General features: G+C 65.0%; 21 protein-coding genes and 2 riboswitches. Of the genes, 8 read left to right on the forward strand and 13 right to left on the reverse strand.

The genetic code is table 11. From position 1 onward, the window contains the following. Positions 1–287 precede the first annotated feature (287 nt). Entirely contained in the window at positions 288–437 is a 150-nt protein-coding gene (locus tag U1763_RS06680; protein WP_332754609.1) for a hypothetical protein, read from the forward strand. Then, positions 438–806: a 2OG-Fe(II) oxygenase family protein gene (locus U1763_RS06685; RefSeq protein WP_332754610.1), complete on the forward strand. Its 369-nt coding sequence runs from the start codon at positions 438–440 to the stop codon at positions 804–806. Between the two features lie 122 nt (positions 807–928). On the opposite strand, the gene U1763_RS06690 is transcribed toward U1763_RS06685, so the two are convergent. Further along, on the reverse strand, positions 929–1,390 hold the full coding sequence (locus tag U1763_RS06690) for a MarR family winged helix-turn-helix transcriptional regulator (protein WP_332754611.1): 462 nt from the start codon (positions 1,388–1,390) through the stop codon (positions 929–931). 116 nt (positions 1,391–1,506) lie between these two features. On the opposite strand from U1763_RS06690, the gene U1763_RS06695 reads away from it, so the two are divergent. Beyond that, complete coding sequence (locus U1763_RS06695) at positions 1,507–1,932, forward strand: organic hydroperoxide resistance protein (RefSeq protein ID WP_332754612.1); 426 nt, start codon at positions 1,507–1,509, stop codon at positions 1,930–1,932. A 319-nt stretch (positions 1,933–2,251) separates the two neighbouring features. Continuing rightward, positions 2,252–2,632 carry a hypothetical protein gene (locus U1763_RS06700; RefSeq protein ID WP_332754613.1) on the forward strand — a complete coding sequence of 127 codons (381 nt, stop codon included), beginning with the start codon at positions 2,252–2,254 and terminating at the stop codon, positions 2,630–2,632. A gap of 123 nt (positions 2,633–2,755) precedes the next feature. Here the strand turns inward: U1763_RS06700 and U1763_RS06705 are convergent, their stop codons facing one another. Both U1763_RS06705 and U1763_RS06710 read right to left on the reverse strand, forming a co-directional pair. Next, a complete protein-coding gene (locus tag U1763_RS06705; RefSeq protein WP_165886456.1) occupies positions 2,756–2,998 on the reverse strand; it encodes a hypothetical protein in 243 nt (80 codons plus the stop codon). A gap of 411 nt (positions 2,999–3,409) precedes the next feature. Next, positions 3,410–3,934 carry a TonB family protein gene (locus U1763_RS06710; RefSeq protein WP_332754614.1) on the reverse strand — a complete coding sequence of 175 codons (525 nt, stop codon included), beginning with the start codon at positions 3,932–3,934 and terminating at the stop codon, positions 3,410–3,412. A gap of 439 nt (positions 3,935–4,373) precedes the next feature. On the opposite strand from U1763_RS06710, the gene U1763_RS06715 reads away from it, so the two are divergent. Further along, on the forward strand, positions 4,374–5,765 hold the full coding sequence (locus U1763_RS06715) for a carboxylesterase/lipase family protein (protein ID WP_332754615.1): 1,392 nt from the start codon (positions 4,374–4,376) through the stop codon (positions 5,763–5,765). A gap of 62 nt (positions 5,766–5,827) precedes the next feature. On the opposite strand, the gene U1763_RS06720 is transcribed toward U1763_RS06715, so the two are convergent. Continuing rightward, positions 5,828–8,920: a TonB-dependent receptor domain-containing protein gene (locus tag U1763_RS06720; protein ID WP_332754616.1), complete on the reverse strand. Its 3,093-nt coding sequence runs from the start codon at positions 8,918–8,920 to the stop codon at positions 5,828–5,830. 220 nt (positions 8,921–9,140) lie between these two features. On the opposite strand from U1763_RS06720, the gene U1763_RS06725 reads away from it, so the two are divergent. After that, complete coding sequence (locus U1763_RS06725) at positions 9,141–10,184, forward strand: glycosylasparaginase (protein WP_332754617.1); 1,044 nt, start codon at positions 9,141–9,143, stop codon at positions 10,182–10,184. Between the two features lie 9 nt (positions 10,185–10,193). On the opposite strand, the gene U1763_RS06730 is transcribed toward U1763_RS06725, so the two are convergent. Next, positions 10,194–10,391 (reverse strand): hypothetical protein, encoded by a 198-nt coding sequence (locus tag U1763_RS06730; protein WP_132735639.1) that lies wholly within the window; start codon positions 10,389–10,391, stop codon positions 10,194–10,196. Positions 10,392–10,565: 174 nt separating this feature from the next. Here U1763_RS06730 and U1763_RS06735 point away from each other — a divergent pair, with 174 nt between their 5' ends. Beyond that, a complete protein-coding gene (locus tag U1763_RS06735) occupies positions 10,566–11,636 on the forward strand; it encodes a PA0069 family radical SAM protein (protein ID WP_332754618.1) in 1,071 nt (356 codons plus the stop codon). 538 nt (positions 11,637–12,174) lie between these two features. Here the strand turns inward: U1763_RS06735 and U1763_RS06740 are convergent. From U1763_RS06740 to U1763_RS06775, 8 genes are all read right to left on the reverse strand, one after another. After that, positions 12,175–12,534: a VOC family protein gene (locus tag U1763_RS06740; RefSeq protein ID WP_332754619.1), complete on the reverse strand. Its 360-nt coding sequence runs from the start codon at positions 12,532–12,534 to the stop codon at positions 12,175–12,177. Between the two features lie 185 nt (positions 12,535–12,719). Next, positions 12,720–14,255, reverse strand: coding sequence for an aminoacyl--tRNA ligase-related protein (locus tag U1763_RS06745; protein WP_332754620.1), 1,536 nt, complete (start codon positions 14,253–14,255; stop codon positions 12,720–12,722). Between the two features lie 202 nt (positions 14,256–14,457). Further along, a complete protein-coding gene (locus U1763_RS06750; RefSeq protein WP_332754621.1) occupies positions 14,458–14,970 on the reverse strand; it encodes a CcdC protein domain-containing protein in 513 nt (170 codons plus the stop codon). A gap of 52 nt (positions 14,971–15,022) precedes the next feature. Beyond that, positions 15,023–16,597 carry an aminomethyl-transferring glycine dehydrogenase subunit GcvPB gene (gene gcvPB / locus U1763_RS06755; RefSeq protein WP_332754622.1) on the reverse strand — a complete coding sequence of 525 codons (1,575 nt, stop codon included), beginning with the start codon at positions 16,595–16,597 and terminating at the stop codon, positions 15,023–15,025. Beyond that, a complete protein-coding gene (gcvPA, locus tag U1763_RS06760; RefSeq protein WP_332754623.1) occupies positions 16,594–17,952 on the reverse strand; it encodes an aminomethyl-transferring glycine dehydrogenase subunit GcvPA in 1,359 nt (452 codons plus the stop codon). The genes gcvPB and gcvPA overlap by 4 nt, the downstream gene beginning before the upstream one ends. 134 nt (positions 17,953–18,086) lie before the next feature. Further along, positions 18,087–18,458: a glycine cleavage system protein GcvH gene (gene gcvH, locus U1763_RS06765; RefSeq protein WP_332754624.1), complete on the reverse strand. Its 372-nt coding sequence runs from the start codon at positions 18,456–18,458 to the stop codon at positions 18,087–18,089. 1 nt (position 18,459) lies between these two features. After that, positions 18,460–19,692 carry a glycine cleavage system aminomethyltransferase GcvT gene (gcvT, locus tag U1763_RS06770; RefSeq protein WP_332754625.1) on the reverse strand — a complete coding sequence of 411 codons (1,233 nt, stop codon included), beginning with the start codon at positions 19,690–19,692 and terminating at the stop codon, positions 18,460–18,462. 47 nt (positions 19,693–19,739) lie between these two features. Next, positions 19,740–19,845: riboswitch (glycine riboswitch) on the reverse strand. Position 19,846: 1 nt separating this feature from the next. Then, positions 19,847–19,950: riboswitch (glycine riboswitch) on the reverse strand. Between the two features lie 230 nt (positions 19,951–20,180). Beyond that, the gene (locus tag U1763_RS06775) at positions 20,181–20,783 is read right to left on the reverse strand and encodes a hypothetical protein (RefSeq protein ID WP_443026901.1); all 603 of its coding nucleotides are present in this window, start codon (positions 20,781–20,783) and stop codon (positions 20,181–20,183) included. 158 nt (positions 20,784–20,941) lie between these two features. Here U1763_RS06775 and ispH point away from each other — a divergent pair, with 158 nt between their 5' ends. Continuing rightward, positions 20,942–21,898: a 4-hydroxy-3-methylbut-2-enyl diphosphate reductase gene (gene ispH / locus U1763_RS06780; RefSeq protein WP_132735665.1), complete on the forward strand. Its 957-nt coding sequence runs from the start codon at positions 20,942–20,944 to the stop codon at positions 21,896–21,898. The last annotated feature ends 1 nt before the right edge of the window (position 21,899 follow it).

A 21,899-nucleotide genomic window follows, 5' to 3' on the forward strand; every position in this document is an offset into this window, starting at 1 on the left:
AGCGGGATAAACACGCACCCTTCTGCTGGCCGCACATCGGCGTTAGGTGTGGGCATCCTCTGCGAGGTTTTCGATGCCGACCGACCCATTCCTGCTCAACCCCAACCTCGATGTCTCGGACCTGCGCGCGCGGTACGCGCGCGCAGGTCGCGTCAGGATTAAGGACCTGTTGTCGGGCGATGGGCCGCAACGCCTGCACGCATATCTTCAGGACCATGCGGATTGGCGGCAGGTGCTGAACAGCAACGACACTTTTTTACGAACTCGATCGCTCGGTCCGCGACGCGATGAGCGATCCGCAGCGAAAGGCGCTGGATGCCGCGGTTCACAAGGGCGCCGAGAACGGTTGCCAATATCGCTACGAGACGATCCGCGTGGCGGACGGCGTGGGCGCACGCGTAGCGAACCCCGATCTGCTCACGCTATTCGCTTCGTAGTTGTCGAGTCCCGCCCCGCTGGCGGTGCTGAAGGCGATCACCGGCGCCGACGATACGCGGTTCGTCGATGCGCAGGCGACCGCCCACGCAGCCTGCGACTTCCTCACCGCGCACGACGACGAGGTTGCCGGCAAGGATCGACGTGCGGCCTATGTGTTCGGCCTCACCCCGCAGTGGCGCGCCGAATGGGGCGGCCTGCTGCTGTTCCATCATCGCGACGGCATGGTCGAGGGACTTGTCCCGGACTTCAACACGCTCGATATCCTAGCTGTCCCGCAACTCCACAGCGTGTCCTATGTAACGCCCTCCGCGCCGACGAAGCGGTATTCGATTACGGGATGGTTGCGGGCGCAGCGGCAGCCCCTCTGACATTGTCAGTCGGAGCCGCAACCGCGGGGCGGAATGACGGGTTGCTATCTCATCAAATGAGCGAAGGCTTCATCTTAGCGCCTATGCTTTTAGCAGATGCATCCTAAGATCTACCGCAAATTTCATTGAACCACTGCGGATTTGGCCCCGGGCTTGAGCGCTAGCGCCTGACGAAGCGCCGCCACTTCAGCGTTGAGATACGCCAGCCTGTCCGGCGTCATTCCCGATCGTTCCACGATCAACGGCCCCAGACATCCCGTCTCAGCCCAGCAGGCGCGACCCGCGTCGGTCAAACGGACGCGGACCTCACGCTCGTCGGCGGGATTGCGAATCCGCGTAACGAGCCCCGCTGCCTCCAAACGCTTGGCCAGTGGCGTGATCGTGCTCGGTTCCAGCGCGAGCCTCTCGGCGATGGCGCCGATCGAACGGCCATCCTGAACCTCGTTCAAGGTCTGAAGAACGAGAAACTGCGGGTAGGTTATGCCAAGCCGGTCGAGCGCAGGCTTATAGGCACGATTTATCGCGATCGTCGCAGCGTAGAGCGAAAAGCACAGTTGATCGTCGAGTGGCAGAGGGTCGGACACATATAGCTCCTTTATAACTATCACTATCACGGAAATTATTATTGCACAAAATAATGCTGGACAACCGTAGCAAGGCTACCTAGATATTTATCGCGATAAGCAATTGGAGACTCAAAATGTCGATCGACGTGAAATACACCACTGAAGCCACAGCAACCGGTGGTCGTGACGGACATGCTCGTTCGCAGGACGGTCGCTTCGACGTCGCGCTCTCGACGCCAAAGGAACTGGGCGGCGCAGGCGGCGACGGCAGCAACCCGGAGCAGCTGTTCGCGGCCGGTTATTCCGCCTGCTTCATCGGCGCGCTGAAGGTCGCCGGCCAGCAGTTGAAGATGAAATTGCCCGAAGACGTCGCGGTCACGGCCAAGGTCGGCATTGGTCCCCGGTCCGCGGGTGGTTTCGGTATCACGACCGACCTGACGGTATCGTTGCCGGGTCTGGAGCGTGACGATGCGCAGAAACTGGTCGATGCAGCACATCAGATTTGTCCGTATTCCAACGCGACGCGGGGGAATGTGGATGTTGGGTTGACGCTCGCCTGAGGAATTCGCTTAAATACCGGCGTGGCGGTGGGGGTCGTTGCGTGCCGCTGCGCCGGGTGTGGGCTGTTGGCAACTGTTGTCCTTGATGGAGAATTAGCGCGGTTGCCGAGTTTTGGCGGTCGGCTCATGCGTCCCTCAGCTACCACCCGCCCGTCGACTTCGGCCTTGGCCGCGTCGGCAAAAGATAACCCAGGATACGGTCCGTACGGTTTTCGTCACCCAATTGATCGAGAGCAATACGGTAACCCGATCCGCCCGGACATTTCCTCCTCGACACCGCGTTGACGATCGCCACCACAGGCTTTGCGGAGAGAATGACATGGCCGTTAAATTCGCCGGAACGATGAACGCGATCAACCGCGGACTTGATGCTACCAAGCCCACCAAGGGTGCCGACATGGTTGAGGATTGGGAAGCCGCGCTGGCCGACGTCGATACTGCGGGTGCCAAGGGCATCCTGCGCGACCTCGCCTCGCTGCGCAAGCAACTGGAAAAGGACACGCCCGACGCGGATCGCGTCCATGCGCTGTTGCACCGCCTGGGCACGGCGACGACCAAGATCGCCGACAAGTCCGACAAGTCGCAGGAGAAACTCAAGGCGCTTGGCGAGGCATTGACCGAAGCCGGTGAGGATTCGCCGGACGAGGAGGAAGACACCGAGGCCGCCGCAAGCCCGAAGCGCGCGCGCAAGAAGGCGTAAGTATAGTGGGCCGGTCCGACGACCGGCCCATCTATCTCGTTTCCCGGTCGTCCACGTCGCGCGATCCCCGGGCTTTTGACCCGCGCGACCTCTTAGCCGGCATCCCCGACCGGCCTGCTCGCGTCACCCTTTGAGCTTGGATACGTGCACCGCGATCAGTTTTATATACGCGGCCGAAGCAACGCCGAGCGAGAAGGCGGGAACGTAGACCATTCCGACGCCAAATAGCGGTGCAGCCGCGTACGCCTTATAGGCTGTCCAGCTGGCGATCACCAGATACAGAAATACTGCACAAAATCCCAAGCTGGCGAGAACAAGGGCGATCTTGGCTGCCCGATCCAGGTCAATAGACTTGCGTTCGTCCACGATATTCGACCGGATTATCACATTGTAATGGACGAATATCGCGATGCCCGAAACTATCCCGATTGCGGCTACTGCACTGGTATAGTGGAAAACATACCATCCACTGACAGCCCAGCCCGCCAATAAATATACGGGCGGAAGCCATCCCAAGATGGCCTTGCAGATTGCATTTAGCGTCACTGGCGCACCTTCCCGTTCCAAAAACGTCCGTCCTGCAACGCCTGCAGGATTGCTGGCAAATCAGAGCGCTTAGAGTACAGCCAGACCCGCGGGTGATCCGGCGGGATGGTTTCGCAGCGACTGATTGAGAGTTTGCTAACGGGCTGTGTTCGCAGACGCGGCCAGGCTCATCGCCTTGGCGGAACTTGAGAATTCTATCCGTGCGCCCGATCGCGGGTCGCTGTTATGTACTCAGTGGGTCGGCGCGGTGTCTGGGACGGCTGGTGTCACGATTTCCAGCTTGCCCATCTTGACCACGGAGTCCGTGATCCAAACAACGGGAATGCCGACCCACGCATCGTTCAGCGGCTTGCTGTTGCGCCGCGGGGGATGAACCCGGAAGATCCGTGAGGCGGTCAGCGCCGCCTTGCCAAAGCCAAATCCCCCGGCGCTCTCGGCGATGACGCGGCAATCATGGACGCGGGTCGAGAGCAGAACCCGGCAGGCGAGGACCGCCTTTCCGGAAATGCGTTTCTCGACGGCCTGCCGGGGTGCAAACGGCTGCAACGCACTGTCGCCAGGTTTCCATACCCAATCGGCCTTTCGAAGAACGTCGAGCGGGCCTGGGCCGTCGAGTTCACCGCCGGCGACGCCGTTACCAGATCCGGTGCCAGCCCCGATGCGTCGCCACCACCGTTCACCGATCTGTTCCAAAACCGGGGTCGGTGAGTAGCAGGATACCAAGGCTTTACCCTTCAAGTGTCTGGCAAACGCCATGATTATCTAAACCGACCGCCAAGTCTACTCTGTCGGGGGCAAATCGGTTGCGATCGTCCGGCGGCACCGTCCAAGCACATCGGTGTCGGTGGCACGAAGCCTGCGACCAGAAGATTAGACGCCAATGGACGACGTCGGAGGCGTGTTCACGCGGGCATCTGGTGGCGGCTTTCCCATCGTGAGGTTTCGAAAGCGTTCGGATCGCCTTTGCCCCAGTCATCATGGCTGCGTCGATACTATACGCTACGTTCAGCCAGCCGTTGTCTATGCGATTAACTGTGCGCTACCATTGCCAGGCCAATGTGGCGGAATTGTCAGACGTTGCGTTACAGCGATGCAGGAGATGGGTCCGGGTTCGATTTCCCGCCGCGGGCCCCATCACTGATTTCTGTCGCGCGCTTCGGCCGTTATCGCTTCGATCAGAGACGAGGATAGTGCCATGCGTTTGACCTTCACCCTTGCGGCGGCCTTGCTGGCCAGTTCGACATTGGCGCAAGCCGAAGCTGGCGAGACGCGTGCGCGGATCGATACCGGTCGATTGCAGGGTCGCGAGTCCGGTGGAGTCGTGGCGTTCAAGGGTATTCCGTTCGCTGCGCCGCCGGTCGGTCCGCTCCGCTGGCGAGCCCCCCAGCCCGCGGCCGCCTGGCGCGGCGAGCGCGACGCGAGCCGCTATGCCAATGACTGCATGCAGCAACCTTTCCCAAGCGATGCCGCGCCGCTTGGCACGCCGCCGGCCGAGGATTGCCTCTATGCCAATGTGTGGAAGCCCGCTGGTGCGAAGGCGAAATTGCCGGTGATGGTGTGGATCTACGGTGGCGGCTTCGTGAACGGCGGATCGTCGCCACCGACCTATTCCGGCAGCGAATTGGCCAAGTCCGGCATCATGGTCGTCAGCTTCAATTACCGCCTCGGACGGTTCGGCACGTTCGCGCATCCGCAGTTGACGAAGCAGGATCCCGATCACGGGCTGCTTGGCAATTATGGCTATATGGATCAGCTCGCCGCGCTGAAATGGGTCAAGCGCAACATCGCGGCGTTCGGCGGCGACCCCGTCAACGTGACGATCATCGGCGAAAGCGCAGGCGGCATGTCGGTCCACACTTTGCTGACGTCACCGATGGCGCGCGGGACATTCCAGAAGGCGGTGGTGCAATCGGGCGGCCCCAGCACCGGGCCTGCCGGGACGATCGCCACGGCGGAGACGATCGGCATCGCGTTCGCGCAGTCGAAGGGGATTGCGGCCGATGATCCGCAGGCCTTGGCCAAGCTGCGTCGACTGTCGGCGGACCAGGTGACCGATGGCTTGAGCCTGGCGGCGATGTTCACGCCGGGATCGGGGCCGCGGACGTATAGCGGGCCGGTGGTCGATGGCAGGCTCGCGGTCGATCCCGTCGCCGCCTATGCCGCGGGACGGTTCGCCCGGGTGCCGGTGATGATTGGCGCGACCAGTGACGATATCGGTGGGCCGCAAGGCTATATGATCGCCGGCGCGCGCGACACCGCGGCGGTGCTCGCGGCGAAGGGCGTGCCGACCTATCATTACCGGTTCTCGTATGTGGCGACGTCGGTTCGGACCGCTAAAACCGCGGGCGCATCGCATGCGACGGACATCCCATTCTTCTTCGATACCGCAGCGATAAAATATGGTGCGCAGACCAGCGCGACCGACCGGGCGGCGGCGCACACCGCGAGCGCGTATCTCGTGAACTTCGTCAAGACCGGTAACCCGAACGGTACAGGGCTGCCGAAATGGCCGGCGACGAAGGCGGACGCGCCGGCGATGCTCGATCTGGATGCGCAGGGCGGCGCGGCATTGATCGAAGGGGACTGAACCGAAAACCCTCTCCCGGTGGGGGGGGGAGGGTTTCGGAGGTCAGTCGTTCATCCGAGCGGTCAGAACCGGACGGTGGCGCCTACCGCCAGGTTGCGGCCGAGTGAGTCGTAACGCGCGGGGATGGTGTTGCTGCGCGCGAGGCTGATGTCGTACGAATTCGCCAGGATCGGCGGCGTCTTGTCGAGCAGGTTGTTGGCGACGAACCGAAGCGAGAAGTCCCTCGAGATCGCGAACGTCATCGCCAGATCGAAATAGCTGACCGGCGCGATATGGTAGAAGGTCGTCCGCGCGCGGGCCGCAGTGCCGCCGATCGCCTCGTCACCCGAATTGTCGGCATGCGTCAGCGAACCGACATAGCGCCAGTTGAACGACGTGCTGAAGATCCCGTCGCCAGTCGTGTAGGTCGTCCGCAGACCGTGCGACCATTTCGGCAGCAGCTGGCTGCAACCGTTGCCGAAATAGCCTGCGCAGTTGCGCTTGGGCTGAAGCGGTGAATCCTGGCCGCCCGCGAACGTCGTCAGCGATCCGTTGAAGTTCAGATCGAGCTTGCCCGCACCGCCAAGGCCGACCGTGTACTGGCTCTGAAAGTCCCAGCCGCGGGCGATCGAGAAATAGTAGTTGGTCGTGCCTGCGCGGATGAAGCCGCTGGTCGGGTTGCTCGCGGCGGCGGCGTAGAGGATGCCGGTGCCCGGCTGGCGGACGATCCCCGAGCAGAAGAACTGGTCGCCGCCCGAGCGCAGGCAGCCATCGGTGTAATAGCTGTCGTCGTTATAGCCGAGCGAGTTGTTGATCTTGATCCGATAGCGATCGACCGAGAAGACCAGCCCCTTGAGGAAGCTCGGCTTCACGACCAAGCCATAGGTCTGCGTGTAGGCGGTCTCGGGATCCGCGGTGAAGCCACCCGAGCGCACCGTGCACTGGTCGTTCGGGCACAGCAGCGTGGCGCTGCCGTACAGTGCGTCCGACAGTCCGGTCGCGGCGCACACCTCGCGCGAGGCGAGCGGCGTGGTGCTGGTGATCGTGCGGCCCGGATTGTTCGGATCCGCCACCTGCCGCGCGACTGGCGCGCAGAAGTCGTTCTGCGATCCACCCTGGCGGCTGTAATCGATGTTCGTCGCCTGGCGGATCTCGAACACCGTCGGTGCGCGCTGCGCCTTGTTGAACGAGGCGCGGAAGGTCAGGTCGCTGATCGGCGCATAGACGCCCTCCAGCTTCCAAGTGTTGAAGACGCTCGGGTTGCTGCTGTATTTCGAGACGCGGAAACCGCCGGTCGCCTGCAACAGATGCGCGAAGCGACGCTCCTGGACCAGCGGCGCCTGAACCTCGATGTTCGATTCCCAGACGTCCTGGCTGAGATTGAAGTCGGTGCCGCCATTCTGCTCGCGGTAGATCGCATCGGCGGACGAGGCATAGCTGTCCTTGCGGTATTCGGCGCCGAGCGCGATCGCGACGCCGTCGTTCGCGAAGGGCGAGGTGACGCCGTATTTGCCGAGATCGCCGGTGACCGACGAGACGACGTCCCATAGCTTGGCGACGCCCTTCGACGTGCCGCTGCGGCCGGTAAACAGATAATCGGCGAGTGGTGCGCCGAGCGTTCCGGCGCTGAACGCGTCGAACGGAACGCAGGCGGGATCGACGCCCGATACCTTCGAGGCGCAGGTCGGCGTACCATTGACGTTGACGACGTTGAGCGAGCGATTGACCCGGTCGTAATCGGCGAAATTGCCGAACGTGATATCCTGCTGGTTGCGCGAGAAGACGCCGCCGACATCATAGGTCCACGCCTTGCCGACGGTGCCGCGTACGCCCGCGGTCGCGCGGATCGCGGTGTTCAGATACGTATCGGGTGCAAACGGCAGGTCGTTGAAGCGATAACGTACATCGAGCGGTGCCGTCGCGGACGTGCCCGCCTGCGCGCCGCAGATCGTACTGGCCTGCGAGGCCGACAGATACGGGTTGTTGCAGTTCACCTGATACGGCGCATCGCCATAGGCGGTGTAGCTGTAGATGCGCGTCGGGTAGGGATTGATCGACTTGTCGCGGAACCAGATCCCCGAGCCGTACAGCTCGATTTCGGGCGTGATCCGTGCGCTGACGAAGCCACCGGCGGTATACCGCTCGAACTGGCGCTGATAGGAATAGCCGTCATACGGATTGGCGGCGTTCCCCGCGCCGGCGCCGTAGGGCACGAACGTCTGCGTGCCGGCGGGATCGTTGACATAGCCGACGCCGCTGTTCGCGCCACTGCGCGGCGAAATATAGCCGCTCGGCGAATAGGTCGACAGCGAGCACGACAGTGGGCCGTCCTTGCCGGTCTGGACGAGCTGGCAGGCGGATGTCGATCGCGCATCATAGGGAACGTCGTTGGCCTGGCGGTAATTGACGAAGCCCGAGAAACGCAGCGCGCCGTCGAACAGCTTCGAACCCGCGGTCAGCGTGACGTCCGAACGGCCGCCGTCGTTGGCGAGTCCGCGCGGACTGCCGAATGCGTTCGCGCGCGCCAGCGGCGAGACGATCGTGTCCTTGTTGTCGTGATTGTAGAAGCTGTAATTGCCGTCGAGCTGGATGCCCTCGAAATCCTTCTTGAGGATGAAGTTGACGACGCCCGCGACCGCATCCGAGCCATAGACCGACGATGCGCCGCCGGTCAGCACGTCGACGCGTTCGAGCAGCGAGGGCGGGATGATGCCGACGTCCTGGCCGTTCTGCGTACCGAGCCGCTTGCCGTCGACCAGCACGAGCGTGCGTTCAAAGCCGAGGCTGCGCAGCTTGATCCGCTGGCGGCCGTCCGAATCCTGATAGGTCTGCTGGCTGTCGGGCGACACCTGCGGCAGGCGATTGAGCACGTCCTCGACGGTGATCGCGGCCTGCGCGCGGATATCCTGCGCGGTGACCGTGGTGATCGGCGCCGCCGACGTCATGTTGGGACGGCGGATCCGCGAACCGGTGACGACGACGGTGTCGTCCGCCACCGTGGCGGTACGGGCGGTCTCTTGCGTGGCGAGCGCGGTATCGGCGTCGGCCTGGACCTTCGCGTCCGCCGGCGTCGTTGCCGCAGCCTGCGCCGGGCTTACCGCATCGGCGGGACTGACCTGCGCCGCTGCCGGCATCGCCGCGAGAAAGATCGACGCTGCGAGAGCGATCCGCGACACGGACTGATCCAATATCATCATGTTCCCCTTTTAACTCCGGCTGCGTCACGACGCGTTCACCGGCCCCGATGACAGGTTTGGTCAAAAGAGAGTTTTCGTCAATGCCTAAACAATACCGATCTAGGACATCGAAGAAATAATGTTGCAAAGCAGCATGGCGACTGGTCAGCCGATATGGTCTGCGATAGCATCCCGCGATTGGTGCCCGGGGGGACGAACGATGAATTCGAGACGGTCATTGCTGGGAGTCCTGGGCAGCCTTGGCGCGATCAATCTCGCCGCACCGTTCGCGCGCGCCGCGTCGCGACCGGACACGCGCGAGCAAGGCGGTTCGCCCCGCATTCGCGGCGGATCAGGTGCGATGATACTTTCGACCTGGGACTTCGGCGCCGCCGCCAACGACGCGGTATTCGCCAAGATGCGCGCCGGCGGATCGTTGCTCGATGCGGTCGAGGCGGGAGCGATGGTGCCCGAGGCGGACCCGAACAACCACAGCGTCGGCTATTCGGGCTATCCCGACCGCGATGGCCACGTCACGCTCGATGCCGTCATTATGGACGATGCCGGCGGCGTCGGCGCGGTCGCCGCGCTCGAGGACACGGTGCACGCGATCTCGGTCGCGCGCCGGGTGATGGAGCGGACCCCGCACACGCTATTGGTCGGCGAAGGCGCGACGCGGTTCGCGCGCGACCAGGGCTTTCCGCAACAGTCGCTGCTCACGCCCGAGTCCGAAAAGGCGTGGCGCGAGTGGCTCAAGACCTCGAAATACCAACCTGAGGCCAATAGCGAGAACCGCAGTACCCGTACGCCCGGCGGCGCGCTCGACCATGACACGATCGGTCTGCTTGCGCGCACGACCGACGGACGGATGGCCGGCGCGTGCACCACGTCGGGCATGGCGTTCAAGATGCGCGGCCGGGTTGGCGATTCTCCGCAGGTCGGCTCGGGATTGTACGTCGAGGCGGGCGTCGGCGGCGCGACCTCGACGGGTCTTGGCGAGGAAGTCACGCGCGTGGCGGGATCGGCGCGGGTCGTGGCCTCGATGCGCGCGGGCGCAACGCCGCAGCAGGCGTGCGAAGAGGTCGTTCGTCATATTGCAACGCTGCGCGGCGCGGCGATCCGGGGCGTTCAGGTCGGCTTCCTGGCACTCGATACGAACGGGAATGTCGGGGCTTACTGTCTGCTGCCGGGCTTCACGTACGCGGTAACCGACGCGAGCGGCGCAACATCGGTGCTGAAGGCCCGCTCGCTGTTCAAGGCGTGACGCCTGTCGCTACGCCAGCGCGGACCCGCCCCTCGCCGCATGGATGAGATCGACAAGCTGCTTGTTGATCGACGAGCCATGAAGATGAAGATGCACCGCGTCATACCCCTCGCGGCGCAAGCGTTGCCGTAGCGCATTGACCGACTCGCACTCGCCCGAGCGTGCCAGTTCGAATGCGCGTTCCACCGTGGTCATCTGTCCCGTCATCGCTTTGCCCTACGCCGGATCGCGACCGCCCGCGAGTATTGATTCGCGTGTCGTCGCACTTGGTGAAAAGCGATCAATTTCAGGTAGATGCAGATTAACTCAGCCGTTCGAGCATTTTTTAGACCGAAACATTATGTTCTTTATATGTTCCGTAGTCGAGCGTATCATCGTGCGATGAAACAGGTCCGTCCGGTTCGCGGTGCGACGCGCAATGACGAAAGCCGCCGGTTCAACATGCCGCAGACTGAGGCGGACGGCGACTGGCTCGACATGCGCGAGGGGATCGACGGGATAGCGCCAAAACTGCGCACGACCGTGACGGTCGAGACGCCGCGGACGATCATCAGCCGCAATGCCTCGCCCGACGTACCGTTCGACCGCTCGATCAATCCGTATCGCGGGTGTGAGCATGGCTGTATCTATTGTTTCGCGCGGCCGAGCCATGCGTTCCACGATTTGTCGCCGGGGCTGGATTTCGAGAGCAAGCTGTTCGCCAAGCCTTCGGCGGCGACGCTGTTGCGCGCCGAACTGTCGAAGCCGGGCTATGTCTGTGCGCCGATGGCATTGGGGACGAACACCGATCCGTACCAGCCGATCGAGACCGACTGGCGGATCACACGGGGAATCATCGAGGTGCTGGCGGAAACCGATCATCCCCTCACGATCACGACCAAGTCCGACCGCGTGGTGCGCGATCTCGACCTGCTCGCACCAATGGCGGCGAAGGGGTTGGCGGCGGTGGCGATGTCGATCACCTCGCTCGATCCGAAGATCGCGTCGACCGTCGAACCGCGCGCGCCGCATCCCGAGCGACGCTTGGCCGCGGTGCGCAAGCTCGCCGATGCGCACGTGCCGGTCTACGTGTCGATCGCGCCGGTCATCCCGGCAATCACCGACCATGAGATCGAACACCTCGTCGCGCGGGCGGCGGAAGCCGGGGCGAGCCGGGCGTTCTTCATTCCCGTGCGATTGCCGCATGAAGTCGCACCGCTGTTCCGCGCGTGGCTCGACGAACATTTCCCCGATCGCGCGGGGAAGGTGATGGCGACGATCGCGTCGCTGCGCGGTGGCAAGGATAACGACCCGAATTTCTTTACGCGGATGAAGGGGCAAGGGCCGTGGGCGGACCTGCTGGGAACGCGGTTCCGGATCGCGTGCGCGAAGCACGGGCTGAACCAGGAGCGGATCGCACTCCGCAACGACCTGTTCCGGGCGCCGCGGGGGCCGCAGGGGGAATTGTTTTGACCACCTGGAGACCGGCGCGCGCGGGTGCGGATAGCCGGGTTTTAGCGTGTGCCGTCTGATTTGTTCTCGTCATGCCGCCCTTAGGCTACGCTCGGGCCGGCTTGGGTCGGCATCCAGGTGTCGCGGAGTCGAGAAAATCTGGTTTTGCGGAACGGCTGCACTCGGAATTTGTCGGTACTGTCGCGATCGGACCTGCACGCGATGCCCAACGCGTTCGTTACGCTCCTCCTCCTTGTTCTCCCGCGAAGGCGGGAGCCCAGTCTGGATCCCCGCCTTCGCGGGGAAACATGGGCATCGTTCGGAGAGCCAACCGCTGTAGCACGCGCGCAACGGTGAATGGTCGAATGTCGATCTGTCCCGGCCGAAGCAATAACGCAGCGCGTGCGCCAATCATCCGGCAGGCCAGACAGCAGATCAATGGCGGCAAAGTGAGTGCACTGGCGAGGGGGTCGAACTCCGCGCAAGTGGGGTCGCTGAATTCTCAACCGATCGGCTGGCGGCACCGCCGCTCATCCGACCGAAGCTGAATGCGCCATCCTTATGAAGGATCGTCGGGTTGCCAGAGTTCGATCGGGTTGCCTTCCGGGTCATGGATGCGGGCGAAGCGGCCGAAGCCGGGCATGTCCCATTCGGGATCGGTGATCACCGCTATCCCGGCCGCACGGAGGGTCGCCAACATGCCGTCGAGGTCGTCGACGCGCAGGTTGAGCATCCAGGGGCGATCCGCGGGGAAATAATCGGCGTCGACCGCGAACGGCGCAAAGACGCTTGGCCCTGCCTGCGTCTCCCACGAACCATAGGGCACCGATCCGACGCCGAGATACTCGACATACCAGGCGCGGATCCCCTCCGGGTCCTTCGCCCGGAAGAAAAAGCCGCCGATCCCCGTCACGCCCATGCCTGCCCCCTAAGGTCGCACCGCCCAAAGCCGATGCGACGATACCAGACAGGGAACCGCGACGCAGCCGACAGACCGGTCCGTTTCGGTTGGTCCGCCGCACTGGGTATCCGGGCCGTTTGGCACCCCGCCCCCGACTTCGAGCAAGCCCTCGACGTGACGCCGACCGAAGCCGATCGGCGCGCTTAGTAAGCGCGGCCGATCAGGATGCGCTCCACCGCGGGTTCGCCGGTGAAGATGCACGCGCCGTCGTCGCAGCCGGTCTGCCCCATCGGCGCGTTGCGGATGGTGAGCTTGAGCGCCTTCAACCGCTCGACCACCTTGTCGAGCGCAGGCCCGGTCGGCTTCGACCAGCGAACATCGACCCAGCCAGGGTTCTTCACACCGTCGGCGAAATGCGCTTCGACCGCGGCGAAGTCGTCGGCGGGGACGATGTTGCCCTTCACGCGATTCATCGACTCGACATGGAGCGTCGCTTGAACGTCGTGCAGCATGCCCGAGACTTCGCTCACGAACTCGGTCCGCGCGACGGCGTTGCTGTCGAGCTTGCCGTCCTCGCGGTAGAGGCGGTCGCGGCGGATCACGGTGACGTTGCCGCCGGCGACATCACGGCCGCCGACCTCGATCACGATCGGTGCGCCCTTCTTGACCCAGCCCCAGCGCTTGGTCGCGGCCTTGGCGGGCTTGAGGTCGAGCAGCGCGCGGACCGGTTCGCCGAGCGCGGACTGCTTGGCGATCTCGGCCTGGAGCGACTTGCAATACTCGACGATCGCCGCGTCCTCGGGCACGTCGCGCAACATGGGGACGATCACGACCTGCCATGGCGCGATCATCGGCGGCACGCGCAGGCCGTCGTCGTCGCCGTGGACCATGATGACCGCGCCGATCATCCGCGTCGACACGCCCCAGCTGGTCGTGTTGCACAGCTCGAACTCGCCGCCGGCATTCTGGAAGCGGATGTTCTGCGCCGAGGCGAAGTTGGTGCCGAGGAAATGCGAGGTACCGGCTTGCAGCGCCTTGCCGTCCTGCATCATCGCCTCGATCGAATAGGTCGCGACCGCGCCGGGGAAGCGCTCATTCTCGGGCTTTTCGCCAGCGATGACGTGGACGCCGAGGCATTCCTCCGCGAAATCGCGATAGACTTCGAGCATCTTGAGCGTCTCGTCGCGCGCTTCTTGCGGAGTGGCGTGCGCGGTGTGGCCCTCCTGCCAGAGGAACTCGCTGGTGCGCAGGAACATGCGCGTGCGCATCTCCCAGCGGACGACGTTCGCCCATTGGTTGATCAACACGGGCAGGTCGCGCCACGACTGGACCCAGCGCGCGAACGCGGCGCCGATGACCATCTCGGAGGTCGGGCGGACGACCAGCGGCTCCTCGAGCTTGGCGTCGGGATCGGGGATCAGCCGGCCATAGCCGTCGGCCTTGAGCCGGTGGTGCGTGACGACGGCCATTTCCTTGGCGAACCCGTCGACGTGCTCGGCCTCCTTCTCGAAATACGAGAGCGGGATGAAGAGCGGGAAATAGCAATTCTCGTGACCGGTCGCCTTGATCCGGTCGTCGAGCAGGCGCTGGATGCGCTCCCAGATGCCGTAGCCCCAGGGCCGGATGACCATGCAGCCGCGGACGCCGGATTCCTCGGCGAGATCGGCCTCGGAGATGACGGCCTGGTACCAGGCGGAGAAATCCGCCTCACGGGTGACGGGGAGTGCGCGCTTTATCATGGGGTGCGGATAGCGGGTGTGCGGGGGTTCGTCACGTGTGAGTTGCGGCTCGATTCCGTCGTCGGTCCGGTTGCGTGACCTTCACTCCCTCCCCACCGTCATCCCAGCGAAAGCTGGGATCTCTCTGAGGAATGTCGCTCCCAAGCCGCGAAAGATCCCAGCTTTCGCTGGGATGACGGGTGGGGCTCGTGGATGGGTGGGGCTAGCGAACCCGGGCAGTTTCCAGCATCCGCTTGGCGCGCAGGTACATCTCGACGCGCTGGGTGGTGAACAGGCCGAGCGCGAGCGCGACCAGCATGTCGGTGATCGCGAAGGCGTTGAGGTGCAGCGCGTGGCCGTCGCCGATAATGGCGCGCGCGCCGGTGCGGACGGCGACGATCGCGATCAGGAAGAAGACAGCGGCCGGCGAGGAGGTCGTGTTGAGCGCGTGGCCGTCGGGGTCGATCGTGATCCGCATGAGCTTGCCGCGTTGCCAGCCGAGTGCGGCGCCCATGATCAAGGCTAGCGCGCAGAACAGCCAGGCGAGGCCCTGCGGCGGGTACATCACGAACATGTAGAGCGCGACGGCAGCGTAGACCGCAGGGAAAACCCAGAGGCGCTCGAGCTTGAGCGGCTTCACCACGCTCATGCGGCGCCAGCGGACCGCGAAGACGATGCCGATGATGACGGCCGTGATCGCGTAGCTGATCCAGCCTTGTGCTTCGTGCGCCTGCATTGATAGCCCCCCGCCCTGCCCGGTGATCCCGAGCTAGACGGGGAGCGTATCGTTACTCGGCGGCTTGCGCCAGCGGGGCCGGGTCCTTCCAGACCAGGACCGGCTTGCGTGCCGCGAGCGTCTCGTCGAGGCGCGCGCGGGGGGCGAAATGCGGCGCGGTCTTGAGGCTCGGATCGCCGGCCTTGGCGCGTTCGGCGACCGAGCGGAGCGCGGCGATGAACTGGTCCAGTGCCGCCTTCGATTCGGTCTCGGTCGGTTCGACCAGCATCGCGCCGTGGACGACGAGCGGGAAATACATCGTCATCGGGTGAAAACCCTCGTCGATCAGGCCCTTCGCGATGTCGATGGTCGAGAAGCCGGCGGCGAGACCCGAGTCCGAGAACAGCGCCTCGTGCATGCACGGACCCGAGGGACCGAACGGTGCGTCGAGCGTGTCGTCGAGGCTGCGCAGGATGTAGTTCGCGTTGAGAATTGCATCCTCCGACACCTGGCGCAGGCCGTCCGCGCCGTGGCTGAGGATGTAGGTGAGTGCGCGCGTGAACATGCCCATCTGGCCGTGAAACGCGACCATGCGGCCGAAGCTGCCGGCGTGATGTTCGCCTGCGGTTTCCTCTTCGACGAGGACGAACTGGCCGTCCTGCTTCTCGACGAACGGGAGCGGTGCGTAGGGAGACAAAGCCTCCGAGAACACCACCGGGCCCGAGCCGGGACCGCCGCCGCCGTGGGGCGTGGAGAAGGTCTTGTGCAGGTTGATGTGCATCGCGTCGATGCCGAGATCGCCCGGCCGCACGCGACCGACGATCGCGTTGAAGTTCGCGCCGTCGCAATAGACGAAGCCGCCCGCCGCATGCACCGCGTCGGAGATCTCGCGCATGTCGCGCTCGAACAGGCCGCATGTGTTGGGGTTGGTGATCATCACGCCGGCGACGTCGGGGCCGAGCCGGGCCTTCAGCGCGGCGGTGTCGACGCGGCCTTCGGCGGTGGCGGGGATATCCTCGACGCTGTAGCCGGCGAACGCCGCGGTGGCGGGGTTGGTGCCGTGCGCGCTCTCGGGGACGAGGATGATCTTCCGCGCGCCTTCGCCCTTGGCTTCGAGTGCGGCGCGGATCGCGAGGATGCCGCAGAGTTCGCCGTGCGCGCCGGCCTTGGGGCTCATTGCGACCGAGGTCATGCCGGTGAGTGTGACGAGCCAGTGCGCGAGCTGGTGGATGACCTCCAATGCGCCCTGCACCGTGTCGACCGGCTGGAGCGGATGGACGTCGGAGAACCCGGGCAGCCGCGCCATCTTCTCGTTGAGGCGCGGGTTGTGCTTCATCGTGCAACTGCCGAGCGGGAAGAAGCCGAGGTCGATGCCGTAGTTCTGGCGTGAGAGGCGGGTGTAGTGGCGGACGGTTTCCGGTTCGGAGAGACCGGGGAGGCCAATCGGCGCCTTGCGCGTGAGGTCACCGAGCATGTCGTGTGCGACGTCGCCTTCGCCGAAGTCGACGCCCGTCGTCTTCGCATCGCCGATCTCGAAGATCAGCGCTTCTTCCAGCATCAGCGCCTTGTTGCCGGTGACGCTCGCGGGAACGCTGCCGGTGCTCGCCTCGGGGGAGGTCGGGCGCCAGCCGCTCTGGTTGATGCTCATGCCAGTATCTCCTCGAGTGCGGACGCAAGCGTTTCGACGTCCTCCGCCGTGGTCGTTTCGGTCACCGCAACGACCAAGCCGTTGGCGAGGTCGTCATTGCCTGGATAGAGCCGGCCCAGCGAGACGCCTGCGAGGATACCGCGGTCGGCCAGCGTACGGACGACCGGGCGGGCTTCGACGGGTAGTTTCAGCGTGAATTCGTTGAAGAACAGCGTGTTGAGCAATTCAACGCCCGGCACCTTAGCCAGTCGGCGCGCGGCATGAACCGCACCCGCATGGTTCAACCCTGCTAAGCGTCGCAGGCCTGCTTCACCGAGCAGCGTCATGTGGATCGAGAAGGCCAGCGCGCAGAGGCCGGAGTTGGTGCAGATGTTCGACGTCGCCTTTTCGCGGCGGATGTGCTGCTCGCGGGTCGACAGCGTGAGGACGAAACCGCGGCGACCATCCGCGTCGACGGTCTCGCCGCAGAGACGGCCGGGCATCTGGCGGACGTATTTGTCCTTGCAGCCGAAGAGCCCGACATAAGGCCCGCCGAACTGCAGGCCGACGCCGAGCGACTGGCCTTCGCCGACGACGATGTCCGCATCCATCTCGCCGGGTGAGGTGATCGCGCCCAAGGCGACCGGCTCGGTGACGACCGCGATCAGCAGCGCCTTCTTCGCGTGGCACGCATCCGCGAGCGGGCGCAGGTCGGCGATGCGGCCGAGGATGTCGGGATACTGGACGACGACGCAGGAGGTGTCGTCGTCGATCTTCTCGATCAGCTGGTCGAGGTCCATGTCGGCGACCAGTTCGGGCGCGGTCGTGTCGAGCACGTCGCCGGTGAACTTGGCCATCGTGTTCGCGACCGAGACATAATGCGGGTGGAGGCCCGACGACAGGATCGCCCTGCCCCGCTTGGTGATCCGCCTAGCCATCACGATCGCTTCCCAGCACGCGGTAGAGCCGTCGTACATCGAGGCGTTGGCGACGTCCGTGCCGAGCAGCCGCGCGACCTGCGTCTGGAACTCGAACAGCATCTGCAGCGTGCCCTGCGCGATCTCGGGCTGGTACGGCGTGTAGGCGGTGAGGAACTCGCCGCGCTGGATCAGGTGGTCGACCGACGCGGGAACGTGGTGCTTGTACGCGCCGCAGCCTAGGAAGAACGGCGCTTCGCCGGCGGTGAGGTTTTTCTTGGCGAGCGCGGACATGTGGCGTTCGACCGCCATTTCGGAGGCGTGCATCGGCAGGTCGCGGACCGGGCCGTCGAGGCGGGCGGCTTCGGGCACGTCGACGAAGAGGTCGTCGATGGTCGCGGCGCCGATGACGGCGAGCATCGCCTCGCGGTCGGGCTGAGTCAGGGGAAGGTAGCGCATGGCGGTCTTTCCAAAAAGACCGTCACCCCAGCGAAAGCTGGGGTCTCATACCGCGGGGGAGACGCTGGTGTCGGCCCCGCGGTGGGAGGTCCCAGCTTTCGCTGGGATGACGGATTACGTCAGAGCGAGTTAGTTCAGAGCCCTTCGACGAACGTCGCGTAGGCGGCTTCGTCCATCAGGCTGTCGAGTTCGCTCGGGTCGCTGAGCGTCAGCTTGAAGAACCAGCCCGCCGCTTCGGCGTCCGAGTTCACCAGGCTGGAGTCGTCGGTCAAAGCCGCGTTGCCCTCGGTGACGGTGCCCGAAACCGGGGAGTACACGTCCGACGCTGCCTTGACCGACTCGACGACTGCGGCTTCGTCGCCCTTGCTCAGCGTCTTGCCGGCTTCGGGGACATCGACGAACACGACGTCGCCGAGCTGGCTCTGCGCGTATTCGGAGATGCCGACGGTGCCGATGTCGCCGTCGACATCGACCCATTCGTGATCCTGCGTGAAGTAACGGCTCATATCACTTGGCTCCTGCGCGGACGTAGCGGTGGGGAATGAAGGGCATCGCGGTGACGGTGGCGGTGTGGACCTTGCCGCGTTGCGCGATTTCGATGCGGGTGCCGGGCGTCGACAGCGCGAGCGGCACATAGGCCATCGCAATCGGCTTCCCGAGGGTGGGTGCGAAACCACCGCTGGTGAGGCGACCGATCGTCGCGCCGGTGTCGTCGATCACCTCGGCGCCTTCGCGGGCGGGCTGGCGGCCCTCGACGATCAGGCCGACGCGCTTGGTGGCGGGGCCATGCTCGCGCTGGGTGAGGATGCGCTCGGCACCGGGGAAGTCGGCGGCTTCGCGGCGGCGCTTCGACAGCGCGAAACCGAGGTCGGCCATGACCGGCGTGATCTCGGGATCGAGGTCGTGGCCGTAGAGCGGCAGGCCGGCTTCGAGGCGCAGCGAATCGCGCGCGCCGAGGCCGATCGGCTTGATCTCGGGGAGCGCGAGCAGCGCGTCGGCGAACGCGACGGCGTGCTCGGCGGGGAGCGAAATCTCGACGCCGTCCTCGCCGGTATAGCCCGAGCGGCTGATCCAGAGCGGGACGTCGTTCCAGTGGAACGCGCCGGCGGTCATGAACACGAGGCCGTCGACGCCGGGGACGATCCGCGCGACTGCCTCGACCGCTTTCGGACCTTGCACCGCGAGCAGCGCCTGGTCTTCGAGGATGTTGATCGTGACGTCGTCGGGCAGATGCTCGATCAGATAGCTGATGTCGTCATACTTGGTCGCGCCGTTGACGACGACGTAGAAGCTGCCGCTCGCAGTCGGCGACGGGTGGAGCGGGTCGTACGCCTCGGGCTCGACGTCGGCCGCGGAGAACGGCGACGGCTGGTCGTCGGGGAGGCGCGTGGCCATCAGGTCGTCGAGGATGCCGCCGTCCTGTGCGAGTAGCAGCGAGTAGCGCATCTTGCCTTCGCCCAAGCCTGCGATGTCGCCCGGCAGGACGGTTTCGAGCGCGTGCGCGACGCCTTCGCCGGAGAAGACGAGCTGGCCCATGTGGCTGACGTCGAACAGCCCGGCCGAGTCGCGCGTCCAGGCGTGCTCGGCCATGATGCCTTCATACTGGATCGGCATCTCGTAGCCCGCGAACTCGACCATCCGCGCGCCGTGCGCCCGGTGCCACGCGTCGAGCGGCAATGGCAGGATCTCGGGCTCGACGTAATCGTCGGCCTGATCGATGATGCTGGCGTAATCGCTCATGCTTGTCTCCGTCGAAGGGGCGCGCGGCACCCGGTGGTGCTGCGATCCGAACCCCCTCTGTCACGGGACCTGAGAGCTTTCGCGCGGGACTTGTCCAGCGCTTACCCCTTCGGTGGCCCTCGGCTTACGCCAGGACGCTTTCCAGAGTGTCGATCAGCCCCGCGCGGTCTCTGGTGCCTGAGAGATTCCGGGGTGGTTGCTCCTTCGGCGGTTCCATCAGCCCTCAAAGGACCGGAAACGCTCTCCCGCGCGGTGCCATGCCGGTTACCCGGCATCGACGCCGCGAGTTGTGACGCGGCGCACAATCTTAGTCAATCGAGGGTTTGGGGGCGGGGGAAGATTTAGCGCGCATCGGCCATCGTTTCGTTGCCTCGGAACTAGCTCGGCATGACGGCGGGGCGGGCGTTTTGAGCCTCACTCCCCTCTCCCTTCCCACCGCAAGGGCGGCGGGCCCCTTCCCTCTCCCCGGCGGGGAGAGGGACAATGGCTTAGCGGGTGGCGTTGTACTTGAGTTGATCGTCGGTGAGCTGGAAGCCGACCAATGCCTCGAAGCTGGCGCGGAGGACGGCCTGGCGGACTTCCGGCGTGCTCAGCGGATCGACGGCGGCGTCCTGATCGCCGGCCTTGCGCTTGCGGGTCAGCTTTTCACGGACGTCGTCGGGTAGCGTTGCCGCTGAGCGGGCAACCGTTGCGGAAGCGGTCGCCGAGGTCGAGGCGAGTGCCTGACCGGCATCGAAGTGCAGCGAGACGCGGCCGATGCGCTTGGCGACGACGGCGGTGCCGCCTCGGACTACCGTGATGAAGTACGGCAACGTCACGTCGCGCGCGCCCTCCGTGCGGTTGCGACGGGCGCGGATGTCGAAGGTGACGCTGGTGACGACCTGGTCGGTCGCATCGGCGCAGGTCGAGCGGACATTGGTCATCAGCGCGGCGACGTCGATCGCCGACTGGTCACGGCTAGTGGCGGGATTGAACAGCGTGATGTCGCCGGTCGCAGCAGGGATCGCGACAGGCGGGCAGACCGAGCGGACCGCGGAAATGCCGCCGGTCGCATCGACTTCGCCCTTGCCGGCGCAACCGGTCAGGAGGATCGCACACGCCGAAACGGCTAGGATGGGGGCTTTCACGGCGACGCTTACCTTCTCGAACGAGCGAAAGGGCCACCGCATGTCGCAAGCGGCCCCTGTCGCGGCGCACCATAGGAACCGGCTATCGTCCAGGCAAGCAATCGCGTAGAGGCTGACGCATCATGAGCCCAATCGACAAGCCGCCGCTCGAACTGTTGATCGCAGCGCCCCGAGGTTTTTGCGCCGGCGTCGACCGCGCCATCCGGATCGTCGAACTGGCGATCGAGAAGCATGGTGCTCCGGTCTATGTCCGCCACGAGATCGTCCACAACAAGTTCGTCGTCGACACGCTTAAGGCGCAGGGCGCGATCTTCGTCGAGGAGCTCGACGAGGTGCCGGATGGGGCGCCGGTCGTCTTCTCGGCGCACGGCGTGCCGAAATCGGTACCGCTCGACGCACAGAATCGCGGGCTCGAATATCTCGACGCCACCTGTCCTCTGGTGTCGAAGGTGCATCGCCAGGCCGAGCGTCTGGTCGCGCAGGGCCGGCATATCGTGTTCATCGGCCACGCCGGGCATCCCGAGGTGATCGGCACGTTCGGACAGGTGCCCGCGGGCGCGATGTCGCTGATCGAGACCGTCGAGGACGCCGAGGTATTCGCGCCCGCCGATCCGTCGAACCTCGCCTTCCTGACGCAGACGACGTTGTCGGTGGACGATACTGCTGCGGTGGTGGCGACGTTGCAGCGCCGCTTCCCGCAGATGTTGCCGCCCCGCGGCGAGGATATCTGCTACGCGACGTCGAACCGCCAGACCGCGGTGAAGGCGATCGCGCACAGCGTCGATGCTGTGCTGGTGATCGGCGCGCCGAACTCGTCCAACTCGGTGCGGCTGGTCGAGGTCGCCGAGCGCGAGGGTACGCCGGCGATGCTGATCCAGCGTGCGAGCGAGCTCGATTGGGACTTCCTGGCCGGCGTCGGCACGCTGGGGATCACCGCGGGCGCGTCCGCACCCGAATTGCTGGTGCGCGAACTCGTCGACCGGTTGTCGGAGCGCTACACGGTGTCCGAGCGCGAGGTCGAGACCAACCGCGAGACGATCGCGTTCAAGCTGCCCCGCGGGCTGGAGGCGGCCGCCTAGC

The sequence above is a fragment of the Sphingomonas sorbitolis genome, assembly GCF_036663875.1.
Classification (GTDB): domain Bacteria; phylum Pseudomonadota; class Alphaproteobacteria; order Sphingomonadales; family Sphingomonadaceae; genus Sphingomonas.

What these genes read in the sequence shown, in the direction of transcription:
- U1763_RS06680 (WP_332754609.1), top strand. Translation starts at nt 288, where the DNA reads ATGAGCGATCCGCAGCGAAAGGCGCTGGATGCCGCGGTTCACAAGGGC.
- U1763_RS06695 (WP_332754612.1), top strand. Translation starts at nt 1,507, where the DNA reads ATGTCGATCGACGTGAAATACACCACTGAAGCCACAGCAACCGGTGGT.
- U1763_RS06700 (WP_332754613.1), top strand. Translation starts at nt 2,252, where the DNA reads ATGGCCGTTAAATTCGCCGGAACGATGAACGCGATCAACCGCGGACTT.
- U1763_RS06710 (WP_332754614.1), bottom strand. Translation starts at nt 3,934, where the DNA reads ATGGCGTTTGCCAGACACTTGAAGGGTAAAGCCTTGGTATCCTGCTAC.
- U1763_RS06715 (WP_332754615.1), top strand. Translation starts at nt 4,374, where the DNA reads ATGCGTTTGACCTTCACCCTTGCGGCGGCCTTGCTGGCCAGTTCGACA.
- U1763_RS06725 (WP_332754617.1), top strand. Translation starts at nt 9,141, where the DNA reads ATGAATTCGAGACGGTCATTGCTGGGAGTCCTGGGCAGCCTTGGCGCG.
- U1763_RS06730 (WP_132735639.1), bottom strand. Translation starts at nt 10,391, where the DNA reads ATGACGGGACAGATGACCACGGTGGAACGCGCATTCGAACTGGCACGC.
- U1763_RS06735 (WP_332754618.1), top strand. Translation starts at nt 10,566, where the DNA reads ATGAAACAGGTCCGTCCGGTTCGCGGTGCGACGCGCAATGACGAAAGC.
- U1763_RS06740 (WP_332754619.1), bottom strand. Translation starts at nt 12,534, where the DNA reads ATGGGCGTGACGGGGATCGGCGGCTTTTTCTTCCGGGCGAAGGACCCG.
- U1763_RS06745 (WP_332754620.1), bottom strand. Translation starts at nt 14,255, where the DNA reads ATGATAAAGCGCGCACTCCCCGTCACCCGTGAGGCGGATTTCTCCGCC.
- U1763_RS06750 (WP_332754621.1), bottom strand. Translation starts at nt 14,970, where the DNA reads ATGCAGGCGCACGAAGCACAAGGCTGGATCAGCTACGCGATCACGGCC.
- gcvPB (WP_332754622.1), bottom strand. Translation starts at nt 16,597, where the DNA reads ATGAGCATCAACCAGAGCGGCTGGCGCCCGACCTCCCCCGAGGCGAGC.
- gcvPA (WP_332754623.1), bottom strand. Translation starts at nt 17,952, where the DNA reads ATGCGCTACCTTCCCCTGACTCAGCCCGACCGCGAGGCGATGCTCGCC.
- gcvH (WP_332754624.1), bottom strand. Translation starts at nt 18,458, where the DNA reads ATGAGCCGTTACTTCACGCAGGATCACGAATGGGTCGATGTCGACGGC.
- gcvT (WP_332754625.1), bottom strand. Translation starts at nt 19,692, where the DNA reads ATGAGCGATTACGCCAGCATCATCGATCAGGCCGACGATTACGTCGAG.
- ispH (WP_132735665.1), top strand. Translation starts at nt 20,942, where the DNA reads ATGAGCCCAATCGACAAGCCGCCGCTCGAACTGTTGATCGCAGCGCCC.